This is a genomic window from Halomonas elongata DSM 2581, from assembly GCF_000196875.2.
Taxonomy (GTDB): domain Bacteria; phylum Pseudomonadota; class Gammaproteobacteria; order Pseudomonadales; family Halomonadaceae; genus Halomonas; species Halomonas elongata.
This window is the reverse complement of record NC_014532.2, coordinates 3,768,337-3,787,984: the sequence shown is the minus strand read 5'-3', so window position 1 is coordinate 3,787,984 and position 19,648 is coordinate 3,768,337. Positions and strand designations below refer to the sequence as shown.

Annotated in this window: 18 protein-coding genes; 4 read left to right on the top strand and 14 right to left on the bottom strand. The window is 66.5% G+C overall.

Annotated features, from left to right (window positions below):
* Positions 1-100: 100 nt before the first annotated feature.
* Positions 101-1,909 (top strand): TRAP transporter permease, encoded by a 1,809-nt coding sequence (locus tag HELO_RS17770; RefSeq protein WP_041602266.1) that lies wholly within the window; start codon positions 101-103, stop codon positions 1,907-1,909.
* Here the strand turns inward: HELO_RS17770 and HELO_RS17765 are convergent.
* The 6 genes from HELO_RS17765 to HELO_RS17740 all read right to left on the bottom strand — a co-directional run bounded on the left by HELO_RS17765 (position 1,893) and on the right by HELO_RS17740 (position 7,273).
* Entirely contained in the window at positions 1,893-2,498 is a 606-nt protein-coding gene (locus tag HELO_RS17765) for a type 1 periplasmic-binding domain-containing protein (RefSeq protein ID WP_193875073.1), read from the bottom strand. The two genes, HELO_RS17770 and HELO_RS17765, sit on opposite strands and share 17 nt — an antisense overlap.
* A 91-nt stretch (positions 2,499-2,589) precedes the next feature.
* Positions 2,590-3,354: a M15 family metallopeptidase gene (locus tag HELO_RS17760; protein ID WP_013333980.1), complete on the bottom strand. Its 765-nt coding sequence runs from the start codon at positions 3,352-3,354 to the stop codon at positions 2,590-2,592.
* Positions 3,355-3,358: 4 nt separating this feature from the next.
* The gene (locus HELO_RS17755) at positions 3,359-4,636 is read right to left on the bottom strand and encodes a TRAP transporter large permease (protein ID WP_041602730.1); all 1,278 of its coding nucleotides are present in this window, start codon (positions 4,634-4,636) and stop codon (positions 3,359-3,361) included.
* Positions 4,636-5,127, bottom strand: a complete 492-nt coding sequence (locus tag HELO_RS17750) for a TRAP transporter small permease (protein WP_013333978.1) — start codon at positions 5,125-5,127, stop codon at positions 4,636-4,638. Before HELO_RS17750 ends, HELO_RS17755 begins: the two co-directional genes overlap by 1 nt.
* Before the next feature lie 54 nt (positions 5,128-5,181).
* A complete protein-coding gene (locus tag HELO_RS17745) occupies positions 5,182-6,225 on the bottom strand; it encodes a TRAP transporter substrate-binding protein (protein WP_013333977.1) in 1,044 nt (347 codons plus the stop codon).
* Between the two features lie 109 nt (positions 6,226-6,334).
* A complete protein-coding gene (locus tag HELO_RS17740; protein ID WP_013333976.1) occupies positions 6,335-7,273 on the bottom strand; it encodes a LysR family transcriptional regulator in 939 nt (312 codons plus the stop codon).
* Positions 7,274-7,351: 78 nt separating this feature from the next.
* On the opposite strand from HELO_RS17740, the gene HELO_RS17735 reads away from it, so the two are divergent.
* Complete coding sequence (locus HELO_RS17735) at positions 7,352-7,681, top strand: DUF952 domain-containing protein (RefSeq protein ID WP_013333975.1); 330 nt, start codon at positions 7,352-7,354, stop codon at positions 7,679-7,681.
* 13 nt (positions 7,682-7,694) lie between these two features.
* Here HELO_RS17735 and HELO_RS17730 read toward each other — a convergent pair whose 3' ends face one another.
* Positions 7,695-8,513 (bottom strand): AraC family transcriptional regulator, encoded by an 819-nt coding sequence (locus tag HELO_RS17730; protein ID WP_013333974.1) that lies wholly within the window; start codon positions 8,511-8,513, stop codon positions 7,695-7,697.
* A gap of 100 nt (positions 8,514-8,613) precedes the next feature.
* Between HELO_RS17730 and HELO_RS17725 the strand changes: the two genes are divergently transcribed.
* Together HELO_RS17725 and HELO_RS17720 are read left to right on the top strand one after the other, a co-directional pair.
* The gene (locus HELO_RS17725) at positions 8,614-8,865 is read left to right on the top strand and encodes a hypothetical protein (protein ID WP_013333973.1); all 252 of its coding nucleotides are present in this window, start codon (positions 8,614-8,616) and stop codon (positions 8,863-8,865) included.
* A 232-nt stretch (positions 8,866-9,097) separates the two neighbouring features.
* Positions 9,098-12,379 (top strand): FAD-binding and (Fe-S)-binding domain-containing protein, encoded by a 3,282-nt coding sequence (locus HELO_RS17720; protein WP_013333972.1) that lies wholly within the window; start codon positions 9,098-9,100, stop codon positions 12,377-12,379.
* Here HELO_RS17720 and HELO_RS17715 read toward each other — a convergent pair.
* The 7 genes from HELO_RS17715 to HELO_RS17685 all read right to left on the bottom strand — a co-directional run bounded on the left by HELO_RS17715 (position 12,366) and on the right by HELO_RS17685 (position 19,643).
* Entirely contained in the window at positions 12,366-13,724 is a 1,359-nt protein-coding gene (locus tag HELO_RS17715; protein ID WP_041602265.1) for a GntP family permease, read from the bottom strand. The two genes, HELO_RS17720 and HELO_RS17715, sit on opposite strands and share 14 nt — an antisense overlap.
* 152 nt (positions 13,725-13,876) lie before the next feature.
* Positions 13,877-14,077: a hypothetical protein gene (locus HELO_RS17710; protein ID WP_041602264.1), complete on the bottom strand. Its 201-nt coding sequence runs from the start codon at positions 14,075-14,077 to the stop codon at positions 13,877-13,879.
* 5 nt (positions 14,078-14,082) lie between these two features.
* Positions 14,083-15,597 (bottom strand): purine-cytosine permease family protein, encoded by a 1,515-nt coding sequence (locus HELO_RS17705; RefSeq protein WP_013333970.1) that lies wholly within the window; start codon positions 15,595-15,597, stop codon positions 14,083-14,085.
* Between the two features lie 36 nt (positions 15,598-15,633).
* Positions 15,634-17,073 carry an aldehyde dehydrogenase gene (gene aldA / locus HELO_RS17700; protein WP_013333969.1) on the bottom strand — a complete coding sequence of 480 codons (1,440 nt, stop codon included), beginning with the start codon at positions 17,071-17,073 and terminating at the stop codon, positions 15,634-15,636.
* Positions 17,074-17,133: 60 nt separating this feature from the next.
* Positions 17,134-17,931, bottom strand: a complete 798-nt coding sequence (locus tag HELO_RS17695; RefSeq protein ID WP_013333968.1) for an HpcH/HpaI aldolase family protein — start codon at positions 17,929-17,931, stop codon at positions 17,134-17,136.
* A gap of 9 nt (positions 17,932-17,940) precedes the next feature.
* Positions 17,941-18,711 carry an SDR family NAD(P)-dependent oxidoreductase gene (locus tag HELO_RS17690; protein ID WP_013333967.1) on the bottom strand — a complete coding sequence of 257 codons (771 nt, stop codon included), beginning with the start codon at positions 18,709-18,711 and terminating at the stop codon, positions 17,941-17,943.
* Positions 18,712-18,743: 32 nt separating this feature from the next.
* Positions 18,744-19,643, bottom strand: a complete 900-nt coding sequence (locus HELO_RS17685; RefSeq protein ID WP_013333966.1) for an amidohydrolase family protein — start codon at positions 19,641-19,643, stop codon at positions 18,744-18,746.
* Positions 19,644-19,648 lie beyond the last annotated feature (5 nt).

The following is a 19,648-nucleotide window of genomic DNA, read 5'->3' as shown; positions in this document are numbered from 1 at the left end:
CGGTTCATGCGGCGTTTCTGGAAACGCTGCATGAATGCCGGCACGGTCCCGTGCGCCTCGCGTTCCACCCCGCCCATTGATCCCTTGTCCTGAACGCCTCATGTCTTCCACTTCTTCATCATCTCATGCCGCCGAGGCGGCAGCGTCCGGTAGTCCCGGTGTCCGCCTTCCCTGGGTCGGGCTGGGTGCGCTCTCGGTCGTCTTCCACCTCGGCCTGATCTTCTACGGGCTGACTCCGGCACTGGTGAGTCGTCCGCTGCACATGGCTCTGATCCTGCCCTGGGTGCTGGTGTTCGCCGCGCGCACGCCCTGGCAGCGCTGGAGCGGTTGGGCGCTTACCCTGCTCGGCGTGGCGGCCTGTGTCTGGATCGCCGTCAACGAGCAGGCCTTGTCCGGGCAGTACGGTTTCATCGATACGCCGTTGCAGATGGTCATCGGGGGCTTTCTGATCGTGCTGGCCCTGGAGACCGCGCGTCGGGCGATCGGCTGGCCATTGCCGCTGGTGGCGGCGGTAGCCCTGCTCTATGCCTTCTTCGGCCAGTATGTGCCGGGGGAGTTCGGGCATCCGGGGCTGCCGGCGGCCAGCCTGGTCGGTTCGCTGACCATCGCCGAGGGTGGCCTCTGGGGCAAGCTGACCGGCGTCAGCGTCGGGGTGGTGGCTATCTTCGTGATCTTCGGGGCGGTCCTCAATGCCGGCGAGGCCGGCAAGGGCTTCATGAACCTGGCGGGCCTGGTCGCCGGCCGCTTGACCGGTGGCGGGGCCAAGGTCTCGGTGGTGTCCTCGGCGTTGATGGGTTCCATCTCGGGGTCGGCGTCGGCCAATGTGGCCTCCACCGGGGCGATCACCATCCCTTCCATGACGCGCCTGGGCTATCCACGGGCGCTGGCTGCCGCCGTCGAGGCGGTGGCGTCCTCGGGTGGGCAGATCATGCCGCCGTTGATGGGGGCCGGTGCCTTCGTGATGGTGGAACTCACCGGCACGCCCTATACCGACATCATGGCCGCCGCCATGCTGCCGGCGCTGCTCTATTTCGCCACGGTGTGGATGGGCATCAACGCCTATGCCACGCGCCATGACCTTCGCCCGGTGGCGGACGAGGACCGGCCCGCCTTGCGCGAGGTGTGGATGACGGGGCTGTTCTTCGCCGTGCCGTTTGCGGTGCTGCTCGAGCGGATCTTCCATGCCGGCAACACGCCCCAGTATGCCGCCAGCCTGGCGATCTTCGTCGGGGCGGCGCTGCTGTGGCTGGATTCACGCCTGGTGCCGTCATGGCGCGGCCTGTTCACGCGACTGGCCGAGGCCATGGTGCTCGCCGGGCGCCAGGTGGCGACCATCGGCGCGATCATCATCTGCGCGTCGCTGGTCATTGGGGTGCTGGCGATGACCGGGCTGGGCGTCAAGGTCACCTCGGCGATCCTCTCGCTTTCCGGGGGCGCCCTGTGGCCGGCGTTGCTGCTCACTGCCCTGGCATGCCTGGTGCTGGGCATGGAGGTGCCCACCACCGCGGCCTATGTGATCTGCGTATCGGTGGCCGGGCCGGCATTGACCGAACTGGGATTGCCGCCCTTGCTCGCCCACCTGTTCGTGTTCTGGTATGCCCTGCTCTCGACCATCACGCCGCCGGTCTGCGGCGGTGTCTTCATCGCTGCCGGCATGGCCGGCGAAAGCTGGATCAAGGTCGCCCTGCGCGCGATGTCGCTGGGGGTCGGGCTGTACCTGATTCCGCTGGCGATGGTCGCAAGGCCCGGCATCATCCATCTGGCGGATGCGCCCTGGCGAGCGCTGGCCGAGACCGGCCTGGTCGGAGTGGGGCTGCTGGCGATCTCCTATGGGCTGATCGCGCGCCGCTCGTCCGTCTGGCGCCTCGTGCTGGTGGGCGCCGGCCTGGCGGTCATCTTCCTGGGCTAGGCGCTCGGCAGGCGTCGCGAAAACGCTCGGTGATCGGGGCCTCGGGCCATAGCATGGGGCCTCGGTCGAGCGGGCGGTGGCCGAACAGCACCCAGGTGTCCAGGGCGGCACCCAGCGGCCTGATCAGGCGCAGTCTGTCGGCATGCTGCTCGATCATTTCCTCGGCCATGAGACCGGCATCCACCTCGCCGTCGAGAACCGCCTCGGCCACGGCCACGATGGTCGGCATCTCGCGCTGTTCCGGCCAGTCGGCGAGGTCGGTGTAGTGTCGAGTCGCAGGCTGTAATGCCAGCGAACGCGGGTGGGGGCGATCCCGGCGTGCCACGATGGCCAGCGGTCGACTGGCGGCGATGAAGCTGTCGACCGGAAAGGCACGGTGCATGTAGCGGCCCACGCAGTCGGCGTGAGCAGGGTGGGCCGTGACCTGCAGCACATAGTCGAGCCGCCGGGCCACCAGGGATTCAAAAGCCGAGGGGAAGTCGTCGACCAGCGTGATCGATGCGTGCTCCAGGCCGCGTTCCGCGAGGTAGCGGCGCAAGATCAGGGCGTGATTGCTGTCGTCGGGGCCGAGGGTGGCGAATCGCATCATGAGGCTCTCGGGGTCAGTCTCGGTGTCGTGGTGCCGTTGTGGAGGCTGCCAGTATAGCCCCTCGTCGACGGTGTCCGTCCCCGGTGGATCATCAGAGCTGACGTCGCCAGCGATTCTCGATGGTATCCAGTTCCGCCGGGCCGTAACGCGCGCTGGCGTGCCCCTCGTAGTGGGCCCATAGCTGGTCGCCGAGATCGAAATGCCACCATTCGCTGGGCAGGTTGGTAAAGCCCTCGGCGTGCATGGCGTGATAGAGCAGGCGGCGGTTGTCCCGGGCTTGGCGCCTGGCATCGTCCCGCCCTGGATCTCCCTCCAGCGCATCGGCATGGGAGGCGGGGACGGCCTCGTCGAACAGCGTGCCCATGTCCAGCGGCAGGCCGTCGGCATCGCACAGGGTCACGTCCACGGCGCCTCCGGTCAGATGCGGGCTGGGAGACGACGGGTCGGTGCTGGGCTGAGCGACGAACTCGCGGGTACGCACCAGCAACTGCTGGTCGTCGAACTCGGGATGATTGGCCTGGATGGTGGCCTGCAGGGTCTCGAACAGGTACTGCTGGACCCGCCAGGGCCGCCAGCCATCCAGCACCAGCAGGCTCAAGCCCTCGGGCAGGGAGCGAGCCACCGCCAGCAGGCGCCGATAGACGCCCTCGCGAACATAGCATTCGTCGACCGCGCCGGGGATGCCCATACGCGCGTAGGCCGGGAAGACCTTGATCGGTGGCGGTGCCAGGCTCATCGGCACCAGGGGTTCATTGCTGCCGTCGATCGGCAGCCGGCCGACCGCCGCCCAATCGGGTTCGGCCCGATGGGGAATCGGCGTGTCGGCGAGGGAGGCGTCGTGCTCGGGTCGGGTCATGGGATCATCCAAGGATCGTCGGGAGCCACAGGGTGAGTGGGGGGAACAGGATCAGGGCTGCCAGCACCAGCAGGGCGGTGACCACGAAGGGCCAGATGGTGCGGAACAGGGCGGTGATCTCCAGCCGGCTGACCGCCGCTGCCACGAACACGCAGGCTCCCATGGGGGGCGTGATCAGGGCGATGGTGATGTTGAGAGTGATGATGATGCCCAGGTGAACGGGGTCGATGCCCGCCATCATCGCCACCGGCGCGAAGATGGGCGTGAGCAGCATCAGGGCCGAGACCTCTTCCATGAACATGCCGGTGACGAAGGTGATGGCGCTTAGCAGCAGCAGGATCAGCACGGGCTGTTCGATGTAGGGCGTCAGCAGCTCGACGAACTGGCTCGGCACCTGGGCGTAGGAGAGCAGCCAGCTGACCGTGGCCGAGGCGGCCATGATGATGAAGATGGCACCGGTCAGACGCGTGGTCTCGACGATGGCGCGCCAGAAGTCGCGTGGCCCGAGATTGCCCATCGCCAGGCCGTAGAGTGCCACGTAGAGTGCGGTGAGCGCGCCGGATTCGGTGGGCGTGACCAGGCCCATGACGATGCCGGCGACGATGATGAAAGGCGCGATCAGGGCCGGCAGGGCGCCCAGGGTGGCACGTCCCAGCTCGGCGCCGCCGGGCCAGCTGCCTCGCTTCTCGAGCCCGCGGCGTCGGGCGTACCAGGCATTCATGGCCATGAAAGCGGCGCCCAGCAGCAGGCCGGGGATCACACCGGCCAGGAAGAGATCGCCGACCGAGGTGTTGGTCAGCGAGGCGTAGAGGATCATGAAGATGCTGGGAGGAATGATCGGGCCGATCAATGAACTGCCTGCGGTGAGGCCGGCGGCGAAGGCGGTGGAATAGCCCTCCTTGCGCATGGGAGGCACCAGCAGCGACCCCAGCGCCGAGGTATCGGCCACCGCCGAGCCGTTGACGCCGGCGAAGAACACGCTGGAGACCACGTTGACGTGGCCCATGCCGCCGCGCAGGTGGCCGACCAGCAGCCGGGCCAGGGTCATCAGCCGATCAGTGAGGCGGCTGGTGTTCATCAAGTTGCCGGCGAGAATGAACAGCGGAATGGCCATCAGCGAGAAGGCGTTGATGCCGCCGAAGAACTGCTGGGGCATCATGCGCGGGATCATCGCCGGGTCGACGAACAGAAAGCCGACCGCGGCGGTGGTCAGCAGCGCGATGAACAGGGGCAGGCCGAGCAGGACGTGCGCCAGGAAGACCGCGAACATGGTCAAGGTCATCATGATGACGGCTCCTCCAGCGTCGGCAGCGGTGCCGGGCCATGCCACAGGGCCTGCCAGGCCAGCAGGGCGAAGCCGGTCGGCAGGGCCATCACCGGGATGGTGCGGCTGATGCCGAGCCCCTGGCTGGTGAACATCGACACCGATTGCGCATAGCGATAGCTGAAGATCGCGCCGGCCACGGCCAGCGTCAGGGTCAGCAGCCATTGATAGAGGTTGAGGAGTCGACACAGGGGGCGTGGCAGCAGTCTCTCGATGAGTGCCACGCGCATGTGGCCACCCTCGACCCAGACGGCGCCGGCCGCCAGCATGACGGCACCGATGATCAGGTAACGGGCCAGTTCATCGGTCCAGATCGGGGCGCCGCCGGCCAGATAGCGCATGAAGACGCCATACAGCATCGCCAGAAGGTCGATGAGCAGCAGGCTGCCGGCCAGCGTCAGGGCGGCCCGCCGGGTCAGGTCCGGCAGTCGGGATAGGTGCGGGAGCATAGGGGATTCCGTGCGACAGGCCCGGGCGGTGCACGCCCGGGCCGGAGTGAGGCGTCATTCGCTTTGCGGGTTCAGGCCGGCGTCCTCGAGCGCCATGTCGATGTAGCGGGGCTCGATGTCCTGCTGCTTCAGCCAGTCGAGATAGGCCGGTTGCCCCTGCTCGCGGAAGGCGGCCAACTGCTCCTCGTCGGGACGAATGACCTCCATGCCCTGTTCCTCGAGGAAGGCGATGCGCTCGTCGACCTTGGCCTCGTTGTGTTCGCGGGCCTTCTGGTTGGCCTCGGTCACGGCTTCCTGGAAGGCATTGCGCATTTCTTCGTCCCAGCCTTCGATCATGGCGGCGTTGCCGACCAGGAACTGGTCCGAATACTGGATGTTGGCCAGGGTCAGGTAATCCTGCACTTCATGGAGGCTGCCGAGAATGATGTACATCGGCGGATTCATCTGACCGTCGGCCACGCCGGTCTTCAAGGCCATGTAGACCTCGGTCCAGGGAATCGGCGTGCCGGAAGCCCCGAAGGCCTCGTAGAGCGCCACCTGGCTCGGATCCATGGCACGGAAGCGCAGGCCCTCGAAGTCATCCGGCGAGGCGATGGGACGCTTGTCGTTGGTGAAGGCCAGAAAGCCGCCTTCCTCGACCACCGCGAGGAGTTCCAGGCCGGCCCGCTCGCGCAGATCGTTCTCCACCGCCTGCCAGTACTCGCCTTCATCGAAGAACTGGCGGGCAGCGTCGAAATCGTCGAACAGGAAGGGGATGGCGCTGACGTAGATTTCGGGCACGACCGGCGACATGCCGGCGAAGGAGGCGATGTTGAGCCCGGGCGAGCTCATGACCTGCTCCATGCGCTCCTGTTCCTCGCCGAGCATGCTGTTCGGGTAGAGCTTGATCTCGATCTCGCCGTCGGTCTTCTCTTCGACCCGTTTCTTTAGGTCGGTGGCGAAGACATGCACCGCGTTCTTCTCGGGATCCGGGGCGCCGTTGTAGCCGAGATTGACGGTGGTGGCGGCCTGGACGCTACCGCTCAGGGTGGCGGCGCCCAGCAGGCAGGCGGCGAAGAGCGACGCGGGGCGCAAGGCAGTGGGACGGAAGACAGCCATGGGATTCTCCAGCGGGGTTGTTGTTGGGATAGCGCGTGTCGATGAACGACCGGCATGAAATGAGACTAGGCGTTGTCTCGTTGACTATTCAAACCCATTGGCGTTGCCTTTATGACAACGCCAGGTTCAGCAACCTGGGGGCATCGTCCTGGAAGAAGCGCATGCCGTGTCTCAGATGGTCCAGACAGGCGCGGCCGGCCACGGTCAATTCACGATCGGCGCGGCTGACGATCTGCGCCCGGGCATCGTTCAGTACCTTGTGGGCCAGCGGCAGCACGGCGATGTCACCTTGCTGGATTTCCTCGGCCACGGTCAGCTCCGGCATGAAGGTCACGCCGATGCCCGAGCGGACGAAGTTCTTGAGTACCGCCACCGAGTTGGTGTGCAGCCGGGCGTGCAGGTGAAGTCGCTCCTGGTGAGCCACGGCGTTGACCATCTGGCGCATGCCGAAGGGATTGTCCATCAGGGCCAGGGGCCAGTCGGCGAATTCGTGCAACGAGACTGGTGTGGTGCGATCGGCCAGCGGGTGGCCCGTCGGTACGATCAGGTCCAGTGGTTGGCGGGTCTCCACATGGCAATGCAACTGAGGATCGATGGGCGGCGCATAGAGGAGGGCGAGATCCACCTCGCGGGCCTTGACCAGCGCCATGGCCTCGTTGACGCCGGCCATTTCCACGGCGATGTCGATGCCGGGGTAGGCGGTCATGAAGGTCTGCAGCGGTGCGTCGATCAAGTCGGCGATGAAGCCCTCGCCCACCGCGATACGTACCTGGCCGCTGACCAGTTGCTGCAAGGCACGAAGCCGGGAGATCACGGCATCTTCGGCGCTGCGCTGGGCATGATGGTGATCGACCAGCAGGCGTCCCGCCTCGGTGGGTTTGACGCCGCCGGCATGCCGTTCGAGCAGGGCGACATCGAGCGTTTCCTCGAGCAGCTTGATCCGCCGGCTGATGGCCGAGACATCCACATGCAGATGCGTGGCCGCGCCGCGCAGGGAGCCGCGGCGAATCACCTCGCTGAGATAGGCCAGGGCACGCTGGTTGAGCATCGGGACTCCATGACATCTGGTGGATGGTAGCGCCACCCGCTACGCTCAAGGCGAAAGCCATGGGTCAGGGAGGCGGGTATGGAGCCATTGTATCGCGTGTTACCGGAGGCGACCTGGGAAGCGGCATGTCGCTCCGGCGTGGTGTCGCGTTGTGGCAATGACCACCGGGCCGACGGCGTGCACCTGAATGTTGCCGCGGCCGTGGCCTATACGGCGCGCCGCTATTTCGCCAGGGAGGAGCGGCCGTTGATACTCGAAGTGGACCCGAGCGGCTTCGCCGAGCACATCGAATGGCGCGAGCCGACCGACGAGGAGCCCTGGCCGAGGCCCCTGGCGCGTATCGAGGGCCTGCCGACCGAGGCGGTGGTGGCGGTGCGTCGCGTCGAGGCGGGGTTGCTGGAACGCTGATCCTGCGCCCGCATCAAGAACGCATGGCGCTGTCGCCCTGGCCGGGGGCCGGCAAGCGACCGGTCGAGGCAAACTGCCCTGGTGTGGTCCCGAGTCGCCGCCGGAACAGGGCGATGAAGGCGCTGGTATTGTCATAGCCCAGCTCCAGGGCAACCCGTGTCACCGAGTATCCTGCCGCCAGAAGCTCCATCGCGCGCAGCAGCCGAACTCGCTGGCGCCACTCGGTCAAGGTGAAGCCCGTCTCCTTGACGAAGCGTCGCGACAGCGTGCGTGGGGCGATGTCCACCCAGGCGGCCCATTCCTCGAGACGGCGGGAGTCGTCGGGGCATTCCGACAAGGCTCTTGCCACCTTCCGTACGCGTGGATCCGTCGGCATCGGCAGTCCCAGGGCATCGTGAGGTGCCGTGCCGATTTCATCCACCAGCACTTCGGCCAGTCGCTGTTGTGCCGCCGTCAGCCGGTGATCCGAGACCTGCGCCAGGCGTGCCACCACCTCACGGAGCAGGCCCGAGACGGGGAGAATGCACGGCCGGTCCGGCAGAGCGGTGCAGGACGCAGGCGCCACATAGGCGCTCCATCCGGCGAAGGGCCCATGTGACCTCAGGCCGTGCACGATGCCGGGAGGCACCCATACGGCGTGGGTGGCCGGCACGACCCATTGCCCCCGGTCGGTTTCGACCGATACCAGACCGTTCGAGGAGCCGAGCAATTGTCCGCGTGCGTGGCGGTGGCGCTGCGTCACCCGCAGAGCGTCGGAGCGCAGCATGACGGCGATGACCGAAGGGCCGTCGGGAGAGGCCGCCAGGGTGGAAGGAATCAGAGGGCTCGGCATGAGTTGGCACCAATGCGCTATATGTTGGCTTATATAACGCAATAAGGCCGCATGGGTTCAAGTAACGTGACATCTCCACGACACGACAGGAGGAACGACCATGCGAGCCGAAGACATTCTTCCCGACGACATGCATCAGATCGAAAAGGATGGCACCGTCATCCGCAAGGGCAGCGTCGGGGCCTTCCTGGCCAATGCCAAGCACTGGAGCGATCCGGCGACGCCACCCGCTGAGCGCGCGACAGCGGAGCGCGACATTCTGGAGGCATTTCCCGCATTGCGGGCACTCGGGCTGTTCGAGGTGCTGGCCGTTCGCGACCCCGCACTGCAGAGACTCCTCGACGCCGGCTGAGCCTGCCCCGGGGCGATCGGACCTTGTGGCCGAGGTAAGAGCATCGGGCATGTCATGCGCGCACCGGTGCTCCCCTTGCGGCCCGAGCTGGCGGACCATGCATGCTGCTCATCATCAGCTCCCTCTGCATGTACAATCGGTAGCATACCGGTGCTGAGAGATGATGCCTGGCAATTCCCCGGGCAATGTCGCCATACCGTCTTCTCTCATTTTTCAGAGAACGCCCTGACACATGATTGCACGACTGGATACCGCCGATTCGTCCATCCTTCCGGAGCTGGGGACCGACTACCTGCGCTTCCTCGAAGCCCTCAAGTCGTCCGGTTTCGAGGGCGAGATCGCCCCTGACTATGCCGATCGCACGGTGCTGGCCACCGACAATTCCATCTACCAGCGCCTGCCCCAGGCGGTGCTCTATCCTCGCCACGGCGAGGATCTCCAACGCATCGCTCACCTCGCCGGTCAGGTGGAGCATCGTCGGGTGGTGCTGGCGCCTCGCGGTGGCGGTACTGGCACCAATGGCCAGTCGCTCACCGACGGCCTGGTGGTGGATGTTTCCCGGCACATGAACCGCATCCTCGACATCGATGTGGAGAACCGCCGGGTGCGAGTCCAGGCCGGGGTGGTCAAGGACCAGCTCAACGCGGCGCTCAAGCCCCACGGGCTGTTCTTTGCCCCGGAACTTTCCACGTCCAACCGGGCGACCATCGGCGGCATGATCGCCACCGACGCCAGCGGCCAGGGCAGTTGCGAGTACGGCAAGACACGCGATCATGTGCTGGAGCTCGACAGCCTGCTGCTGGGCGGCGAGCGCCTGGTGAGTCGCCCGGTGAGCGATGGCGAGCTCGAGTCGCTGTGCGCGCGCGATGATGCCACCGGCCGGGCCTATCGCACCGCCCGCGAGATCATCGACACCCAGGCCGAGCGGATTCGCGACACCTTTCCGCCCCTCAATCGCTGCCTGACCGGCTACGACCTGGCGCACCTGCGCGATGATCAGGGCCGCCTCGATATGAACAGCCTGCTGTGCGGTGCCGAGGGCTCGCTGGCCTTCACCAGCGAGGCGGTGCTCAAGGTGCTGCCGATCCCGGCGCATTCGACGCTGGTCAACGTACGCTATGCCGGCTTCATGGATGCCTTGCGCGACGCCAAGGCACTAATGGCCAGCGATGCCTCGCCGACTTCCATCGAGACGGTGGACGACACCGTGCTGTTGCTGGCCATGGACGACTTCATCTGGGACAGCGTGGCCGAGTTCTTTCCGTCGGGCGAGACGCCGGTGCGTGGCATCAACCTGGTGGAGTTCAACGACGACGACCCCGAACGACTGAATGAGCGGGTCGCGGCCTTCTGCCGTCATCTCGAGGAAGATGCCGGCGTCGAGCGGCTGGGCTACACCCTGGCCTCCGGCCGCGACGCCATCAAGCGGGTCTACGGCATGCGCAAGCGCGCCGTGGGCCTGCTCGGCAACGCCAAGGGGGAAAAGCGCCCGATTCCCTTCGTCGAGGATACTGCGGTGCCGCCGGAACACCTGGCGGACTTCATCGGTGAGTTTCGTGCCGCCCTCGACGCTCGCGGCCTGCAGTACGGCATGTTCGGTCATGTCGACGCCGGGGTGCTCCACGTGCGTCCGGCCATCGACATGAAGGATCCAGAGCAGGAGCGCTTGATCCGCGAGGTGTCCGACGAGGTCGCCGAGCTGACCCACAAGTACCATGGTCTACTGTGGGGCGAGCACGGCAAGGGCGTGCGCTCGGAGTACGCGCCGACATTCTTCGGCGCCCTCTATCCCAGTCTGCAACGGGTCAAGGCTGCCTTCGATCCGCACAACCAGCTCAACCCGGGCAAGATCGCGACGCCCGGCGGCGACACACCCGACCAGCCCTTCTCCGGAAGTGGGGTATCGGGGGCGGGTCGTAGCGAAGGTCATTTGCCAGGGATGGCAAATGTAGCGCCCAGGGAGGGGTTCACAGCGCCTTCGCGCAGTCCTGGCCCCGATACTGGCACGGAAAGTATCGCCGCGTCGGAGGCCAGCGAGGCGCAGCCGGTCAAGCTGCTCGATCCCGGACTCCTGGCCATCGATGGCGTGCCCACCCGCGGCCAGCATGACCGCACCATCGATGAAGGGGCCTGGCAGGCTCATGCGGCCACCGTCTATTGCAACGGCAACGGCGCCTGCTACAACTATGATCCCGATGACGCCATGTGCCCGTCGTGGAAGGCCACCCGCGATCGCCGCCACTCGCCCAAGGGGCGTGCCAGCCTGATCCGCGAGTGGCTGCGCCTGCAGGGCGGGGCCGGCGTCGATCTAGTGGAAGAGTCCCGCAGGAAGAAGGCCGAAGGCGCCTGGGGCTTCGTCCGCGACCTGCCGCAGCGCACCTTCAACACCCTGCGTCGCAGCCGGGAAGATGATTTCTCCCACGAGGTCTACGACGCCATGGCCGGCTGCCTGGCCTGCAAGTCCTGCGCCGGCCAGTGCCCGGTCAAGGTCAACGTGCCCGACTCCCGGTCGCGCTTTCTGGAGGTCTACCACGGTCGCTATCTGCGGCCGCTACGCGACTATCTGATCGGCGGGCTGGAGTTCATGGTGCCGACGCTCTCCCGGGTCGCGCCGCTCTACAACGCCGCCCTGGGCAGCCGACTGGTGGACCGCCTGCTGGCCGGGCCCATCGGCATGGTCGACAGCCCGCGGCTGTCCCGCGCCAGTCTCAAGCGACAGCTCGCTGCCTGGGGCGTGGCCGAGGCGACGCCCACCTCGCTCGGGCTGCTCACCGAGGCCCAGCGGGCCCGCAGTGTGGTGCTCGTCCAGGACGCCTTCACCAGCTACTTCGAGGCCAGGCTGGTGATGGATGTCGTCGAACTGCTCAGCCGTCTCGACATCAAGGTGTTCGTCGCGCCCTTTGCCCCCAATGGCAAGCCGCTCAATGTCCAGGGCTTCCTGGGCGCCTTCGAGCGAACCGCCGAGAAGCAGGCCGGTCGACTGAAGACGCTGGCCGAGTTCGGCGTCCCTCTGGTGGGTATCGACCCGGCCATGACCCTGACCTATCGCCAGGAATACGTGCAGGCGCTGGGCCCGGATGCCGTGCCCGAGGTATTGATGCTGCAGGAGTGGCTGGTGACCCTGGCCCCGCGCCTCGCCCCGGCACGTCGGGACGGCGACACGCCGACGGCCTACAAGCTTCTTGCCCACTGCACCGAGAAGACCACTGCACCGGGCTCGCCCGGCGCCTGGCAGCAGGTGTTTGCCGCCTTCGGCCTGGCGCTGGAGCCGGTCAGTACCGGCTGCTGTGGCATGTCCGGCACCTATGGTCACGAGGCGCGCAACCTCGACACCTCGAAGACCATCTACAGCCAATCCTGGCAGAAGGTCGTCGAGGACGACGCCAATGCCGGCCGCCTGCTGGCGACCGGCTACTCCTGCCGCAGCCAGGTCCGGCGCCTCTCCGATCAGGCCCTGCCGCACCCGCTGCAGGCGCTGCTGGGCGAGTTGCGAAGAAGGCCTACCCCCAGATGAAGGCACCGATCAGCGTCAGTCCCAGAATCATCAGTGACACCATGGCTTCGCCGAGCGTGTAGGTCTTGAACCCGCCCCGAACACTGAAGCCGGCGAGTTGTGTCGTGATCCAGAAGCCGCTGTCGTTGACGTGCCCGATGCTGATGCCGCCCGACAGGGCTGCCAGGGCGATCCAGATCGGGTCGACCACGCCGGTGGAGGCAGCACCGGCCATGATCGTCATGGCGGTGATGCCGGCGACGGTCCCCGAGCCCTGGGCGATACGGAAGATGGCCGCCAGGCCATAGGTGAGCAGAATCATGCTGAGCGGTGACTGGGTTTCGCGGAAGACGCTGTCGACCAGCGTCTGGCCGATCTGGGTGGCCTCGATCACGCTGCCCAGCGAACCGCCGGCACCGGTGACCAGGAGGACCATGCCGGCGGTCTGCAGGCCAGTGGCGGCGGCGGTGTCACGCTCGTCACGGTTCATGCTGCGCGAGGCCACGGCATAGGCGGCCAGGGCACCGGCCATCAACGCGACGATCCGATCACTGATGAAGGCCACGAAGGCGGGGAGCTCGCTGCCGGCCAGCACCCCCAGCTGCTGGCAGTAATCATAGAGGGTGCCGCTGAGGATCAGCAGGATCGGCAGGGCGATCGGCAACAGGGCCTGCCAGAGCGGGATCCGGTCGAAATCGGCCGGTGCTGTCGAGTCGCTGCCACCGACCGTGGCGACGCCCAGTTCGTCCGTGCGGGCGTTCCAGATGCCCCTGTCGAGAATCAGGAAGTAGAGCTTCATCACCACCAGCGCGGTGATCAGGCCGACGCCCAGGCCGGCGAAGGTCATAACGCCGATATCGAAGTCCAGAATGGTGGCCGCCGCCAGCGGGTTGGGGGTCGGTGGCACGATGGTGTGCGAGGTGGCGGCCCCGATGACCAGAGCCCCGATGGCATAGGGCAGTGGCCGACCGAGCGTCTTGGCCAGCGCCACGCCCAGCGGCACGAGAATCACGAAGGTCACGTCGAAAAAGACCGGGATCGAGAGCAGGAAACCGGTCAGCCCAAGGGCATAGAGCCCTGCACCGCGTGGCGCACTCTTCACCAGGGTGTGGGCGATCTTGTGGGCGGCCCCGGAGTCGCTCATCAATTGGCCGATGATGACGCCAAAGCCGATGGGCAGGCCGATGCCGGCCATGATATCGCCGAAACCGCCGCTGATGGCGTCCACGGTGCCGGTCATGCCGAGTCCCATGGCAAGGCCGAGATAGAGACTGCCGATGATCAGGCTGATGGCGGGGTTCAGCTTGGCGTAGAGAATCAGGAGCAGAATGAGCGATATGGCGATCGCAAGGTGCAGAATTTCCATGGCGTGAACTCTCGCGTGGTCGTTGTTGGAATGAGCCTGCCCGTGAAGACCGGGGCGACCGGTCTCCATGTCGTGAGGGAATGCTTGGGGGAGCGGCGAACTCGAGCCTCGGCGCGATTGCCGAGACCGAGCCGCCCGCATCGGTCAGCGGGTCATGAGCCGCGGTGCCCGCGCTGGGATGCTGGTTGTCGACGCCCCATCCACAGGGGCGTGACGGCAAACCAGACGAGCGTGACGAGCAGCAGCGCCCACTTCATCGCGATCTCGCCGAGGACATCGAACAGGTACAGGCTCGGAAGCAGCACCGTCAGGACGAGCATCGACAGCGAGAGGGTCTTGAGGATCGTGCGCATGGCGGTTACTCCCTCGTGGTGGTGGCCGAACTGCCCGGGACGGTCGCCGTGGTCATGGCGGCCTCAGTTCGATGCCGTTGCGCCAGGTAGCTCAGCCCGGTGAACAGGGCGGCGGCGATGAACCAGCCAGGCAGGGCCACGAAGAAGATCTCGATGTCGGCAAGCCTCACCAGCATCAGGCAGATCGCCAGGGTGACCAGCCAGGTACCCAGTGCCGGGATGGTCAGTCGATGCCCCGCGTATTCGGCGTAGAAACTCTTCAGGCCGAGTTTCGGAAGCAGCCAGTAGTCGATGACGATCACCGCGCCGATCGGCATCAGCAGCAGGCCGTACAGGGCGACGAAGCCCAGCAGCTGCATCGCCACGCCGGGGAACATCGCCACGAAGGTGGTCAGCAGCCCCGTGCCGATCGTGACATGAAACCGCGAGACCCGAGGGATGACGGCCTGGAAGGCAAGCCCGGCGCGGTAGATGGTCGGATTGGCGGTGGTCCAGCCGGCGATGATCACGCAGATCAGGCCCGCCACGCCGAGTGCCTGATCGGCCAGGGGGCCGGGGAGCGGATCCGGTATCCGACCGGCCTCCGCGGCGGCGACCACGGCAGCCTCGCTGCTCAGGCCGGCGTCGTACATCTGGAAGGCGAACAGCATGGAGGCCGCCAGCCAGGCCATGAAGTGGCCGACATACATCCCCGCCGCCGCGGCGATGCTGTACCAGCTCTTGCGCGCGAAACGCAGTACCGACAGGTCGGACATGCCGATGTGCATGGCCATGTTGGCGAACCAGGCGAAGAAGATGACATGCCAGATGGTGAAGTCCGGTTGTCCGGGCACGTGCACACCGGTCCAGATCGCCGTTTCGGCCAGTTGCCACAGATCGCCGGCCGAGGCGACGGTCGTCCCCGTGGCGTCGATGAACCACTTCAGCGAGACGATACCGAAGCCCAGGAAGATCAGGACCATCCAGGGGGCGGCGATGTTGGCGAACCAGGACACGAAACGGTAGCCATAGGCCGCCACGATGGTGATCATGATGCCGACGCCGAGCACGCTGAGTACCCAGCCGATGCTGTTCGGCGTCATGTCCGCCAGGGTCGGCAGCGGGAAGCCGAACCAGACGCCCACGGCGGTGGCGGAGACGGTGATCATGGCGCCGGCGAGGAAGCAGAACGCCAGGCCGTTGGCCAGGTTGTAGAGGATGACCGTGTAGCGCCCGGCGATCTTCTCGAGATGGTAATAGAGCGTCAGCCGTGCCCGGGTTCCGATCGGGGCCGTGAGGAACAGCCAGCTCAGTACCGCCAGTGCATTGCCGATCAGCAGGCCGACCACCACGTCGAAGGCCGACACGCCCGCCAGGACGAACAGCGGGCCGATCATCAGCTCGGTGCCGGCGGTGTGTTCGCCGGCATACATGCCGAGAAAGCTCTTGAATCCCAGGCGTGCCTCGTCGGGGACGGGCTGGCGCTCGTACTCGCTGCGCGGGGCCGAGGCGGCCGGTGTTTCATGGGATGTCGCGCCCATGGCGAGTCCCTCCTGTTGTTATTGAGGTGTCGGGGCTCAGGTCTCGAGGTAGACCACGTGGCTGTGGGTGTACTCATAGAGGCCGTGCTTGCCGTCGGCCCCTCCGATGCCCGACTTCCGGGTACCGGCATGGAAGCCCTGCATCGCCTCGAAGTTCTCGCGGTTGATGTAGGTCTCGCCGTAATCGATCTCGCGACAGGCGTGCATGGCGCGGGCGAGGCTGCGGGTATAGACCGAGGAGGTCAGGCCGTAGTCGGAGTCGTTGGCGAGCTGGATCGCCTCATCGAGGTCGTCGACGATCTGGATCGGCAGTACCGGGCCGAAGATCTCCCGGCGCATGATTTCCATGTCACCGTGGCAGCCGGCCAGCACCGTGGGCTGGTAGTGGAAGCCCTGGCCGAGATCGGCGACGCGCCCGCCGGTGATCGTCTCGGCGCCGTCCCGGGAGGCGCGTTCGACCATGGCGGCGACCTTGTCCAGCCCCTGCTGGTTGATCAGCGGCCCCATCTCGATGTCCGGCTGCGCCAGCGGATCGCCGTAGGTGGTCTCGGCCATGGCACGGGCCAGCTTGTCGGTGAACTCGTCGGCCACGCCGCGCTGCACGTAGATGCGTTCGGCGCAGTTGCACACCTGGCCGGTGTTGATGATTCGAGAGGCGCGGATCGATTGCACGGCCAGGTCGATATCGGCGTCGTCGAGGACGATGGCCGGCGCCTTGCCGCCCAGTTCCAGGTTGAGCTTGGTGATGTTGTCGGCGGCGCCGCGCATGATGCGCGAGCCGGTCTCGACGCTGCCGGTGAAGCTGATCATGTCGACCCGCGAACTCGCCGTCAGGGCGTTGCCGGTACTGGCGCCGCTGCCGCTGACCACGTTGAACACGCCCTCGGGAAGGCCAATCCGGTCGAGCAGGCGCGTGAAGGCGAAGCAGTTGTTGGGTGTCTCCTCGCTGGGCTTGATCACCACGGTGTTGCCGGTGACCAGTGCCGGGGCCATCTTGCGAGCGATCAGAAAGAACGGGAAGTTCCACGGCAGGATGCCGGCGACCACGCCCAGCGGCTTGCGGAACAGGAAGATGTTCTCGCCGGGACGGTCGCTTTCGATGATCTCGCCCTCGATGCGTCGTGCCCAGCCGGCCATGTAGTCGAGATAGTCCGCGGTGAAGTTGACCTCCACTTCGGCCAGGCCGGAGACCTTGCCCTGTTCTTCGGTGATGATCCGCGCCAGGGACTTGGCCTCGCGGCGTATTTCGTCGGCGAGGCGCTGCAGGTAGGCGGCGCGCTCCACGGCGGGCAGGCGTGACCAGGGCTTCTGGGCGGCGCGGGCGGCGTCCAGGGCGCGCTCGACGTCGTCCGCTGAGGATTCCGGCGCCCGCGAGAGCAACTGCCCGTTGGCTGGGTTGCGTACCTCGAGGTGTTCGCGGGCGGGGACGAAGGCTCCGTTGATGTAGTTCTGGTGGGTCTGGATATCGCTGGCCATGAATCGACTCCTCTCGTTGTGGTGTTATGCCGTTGTCGCGTGTGTCGTTGGCGTTGCGGTTCAGTACGTGGCGGAAGGTGTCGCCCGGGACTCGCCGGGCTTGTAGCGCTCCAGGGTCTGCAGGGCGGCCTGGCGCAGCAGGCTGATGTCGATGCCCACGGCGATGAAGTCGAAGCCCCACTCGGCATAGCGCCGGGCGTCCTGCTCGGCGGGTGCGAGGATGCCGGTGGCCTTGCCGGCCGCCTGGGCGGCATCGAAGGCGCGGCGGATCATCGCCTGTACCTCGGGGTGACCGGGATTGCCGATATGGCCGAGTCCGGTGGAGAGGTCGGCAGGGCCGATGAACACAGCATCGACGCCCTCCACGGCAGCGATGGCCTCGACATTGTCGATGCCCTGCGGTGACTCGACCTGAACGATCAGGCACAGCTCGTGGTGAGCGGTTTCGATGTAGTCGGGTACGGCGTCCCAGCGTGTCGCGCGGGTCAGGCCGCCGCCCACGCCGCGGATGCCATGCGGTGGGAAGCGCGTGGCGCGCACCAGGGCTTCGGCCTGTTCGGCGGTATCCACCATCGGCACCATCAGGGTCTGGGTGCCGATGTCGAGCAGCCGCTTGATCAGGGCGGGATCGTGATTGACGGCACGTACCACCGGGGCGCTGTCATAGGGCGCCACGGCCTGGAGCTGGCCGAGTACGGCCGGCACCGGGTTGGGGGCGTGCTCGCCATCGATCAGCAGCCAGTCGAAACCGGTGGTGGCGAGGATCTCGGCGGCATAGGCGGTGCCGAAACCGGCCCAGCAGCCATAGCGTGTCTGGCCATCGAGGGCGTGCTTGAAGGGATTGCGCGGAAGTTGCATGCCGGTCTCCTACTGCAGGTTGACGAACATGCCGCCGTCGACCAGCAGCGAGGCGCCGGTGACGTAGGCCGCCATGTCGGAGGCGAGGAAGGCGATCGGGCCGGCCATGTCTTCCGGGCGTCCCAGTCGGCCCAGCGGCGTGCGGCCGATCATGTAGTCGCGCTTTTCCTGGTCGGCCAGATCGTCCTTGTTGATGTCGGTCTCGATGGTGCCCGGCAGCAGGGCATTGCAGCGGATACCGTAGGGGCCGAGGGCAACGGCGCAGGACTGCATCAGCGAGAGCAGCCCGGCCTTGGTCGGTGTGTAGTGGGTCTGCATGGCGCCGCCGACCAGCGCACTGATCGAGCTCACCGCGATGATCGCGCCGCCGTTGCCTTGTTCCTTCATGCGCCTGGCGGCGGCCTGTACGGCGAAATAGGCACCATTGAGGTTGGTGTTGACGGTTTCCAGGTAGGTGTCCCGGGGCATGTCCAGGAAGCCGTGGAACGGGCAGATGCCGGCGTTGTTGACGAACACGTCGACGCTGCCGAAGTGGCTGACGGCAGCATCGACCAGCTTGTCGCCGGTATCCGGGTCGCCGGCGGGGGCGCCCACCGAGGTAGCATCACGCCCGAGCGAACGGATCTCCCCGATCAGTTCGTCGACCAGTGGCCGGCTGCTTTCGCTGCCGCTGTAGCCGATGACCAGATTGGCGCCCTGGCGGGCGCATTCCAGGGCGGCGGCGCGGCCGATGCCGCGCGAGGCGCCGGTGATGATGACGGTCTTGTCGTTGAGAAGCATGGAGGGCTCCAGGGGTCGGGAATTCGGCGATGTCAGGTATGAGGCGCCAGGCGGTACAGGCGTCGGGCGTTGTCGACGAACAGGGCCCGACGCTCATCGGGCGAGGCATCGGCGACGATCTCGGCGTAGGCGTGCCAGATGTCGGCGTAGCGAGCGTAGAGCCCGTCCACCGGGAAGTTGGAGGCGAACAGGCTGCGCTCCACGCCGAACGCGTCGATCGCTTCGAGGATCAGTGGCCGGATGCTGCCGACCGTCCAGTGATGGTCGAGCATGCCGAAACCACTCAGCTTGACGGCGACGTTGTCCCGTGCGGCCAGTTCACGCAGGCCATCGCGCCAGGCGCGCCATCCCTTGACACCCTGGCGGTCGACATACATGCCCGCGTGGTTGAGCAGAAACCGGGTGTCGGGATGCTCCGCCGCCAGAGCCGCGGCCTGTGCCATCTGGGACGGGTAGATCTGCAGATCGAACGAGAGGTCGTGGCGTGCCAGCAGGCGAAAGTTGTCTCGCCAGGCCGGCTCGCTCATGTAATGCCGTCCCACATAGTCGAAATGCGGGTCCTCGTGCACGTTGAGGATCTGGCGTACGCCGCGCACCTTCTCGCTGTGCTCGAGTTGTTCCTCGAGCGTTCGCGCGGCCTCGGGCGCGGAGAGATCGGCACCGATGACCAGCGCCGAAGGCAGCGGCGGATGTCCTGCGTCGTCGAGCGTTGCCAGCCAGCGCGTCTCCTGGACCGGGTCGACGGCGTCGGCCTCGACGTGGACGGCGCCGAGCAGCTCGATGTCGCCGCGCTGGCGCCGCAACTCGGCCGGGCCGACATCGTGGGCCATGGGGCTGTAGTCGCCGAGCAGGTTGGGGGACGGCCGCTCGAGCCAGGGTTGGTTGCCCTGCTCGAGCTGCCAGAAATGCACGTGGGCATCGATCACTTGCATGGTCG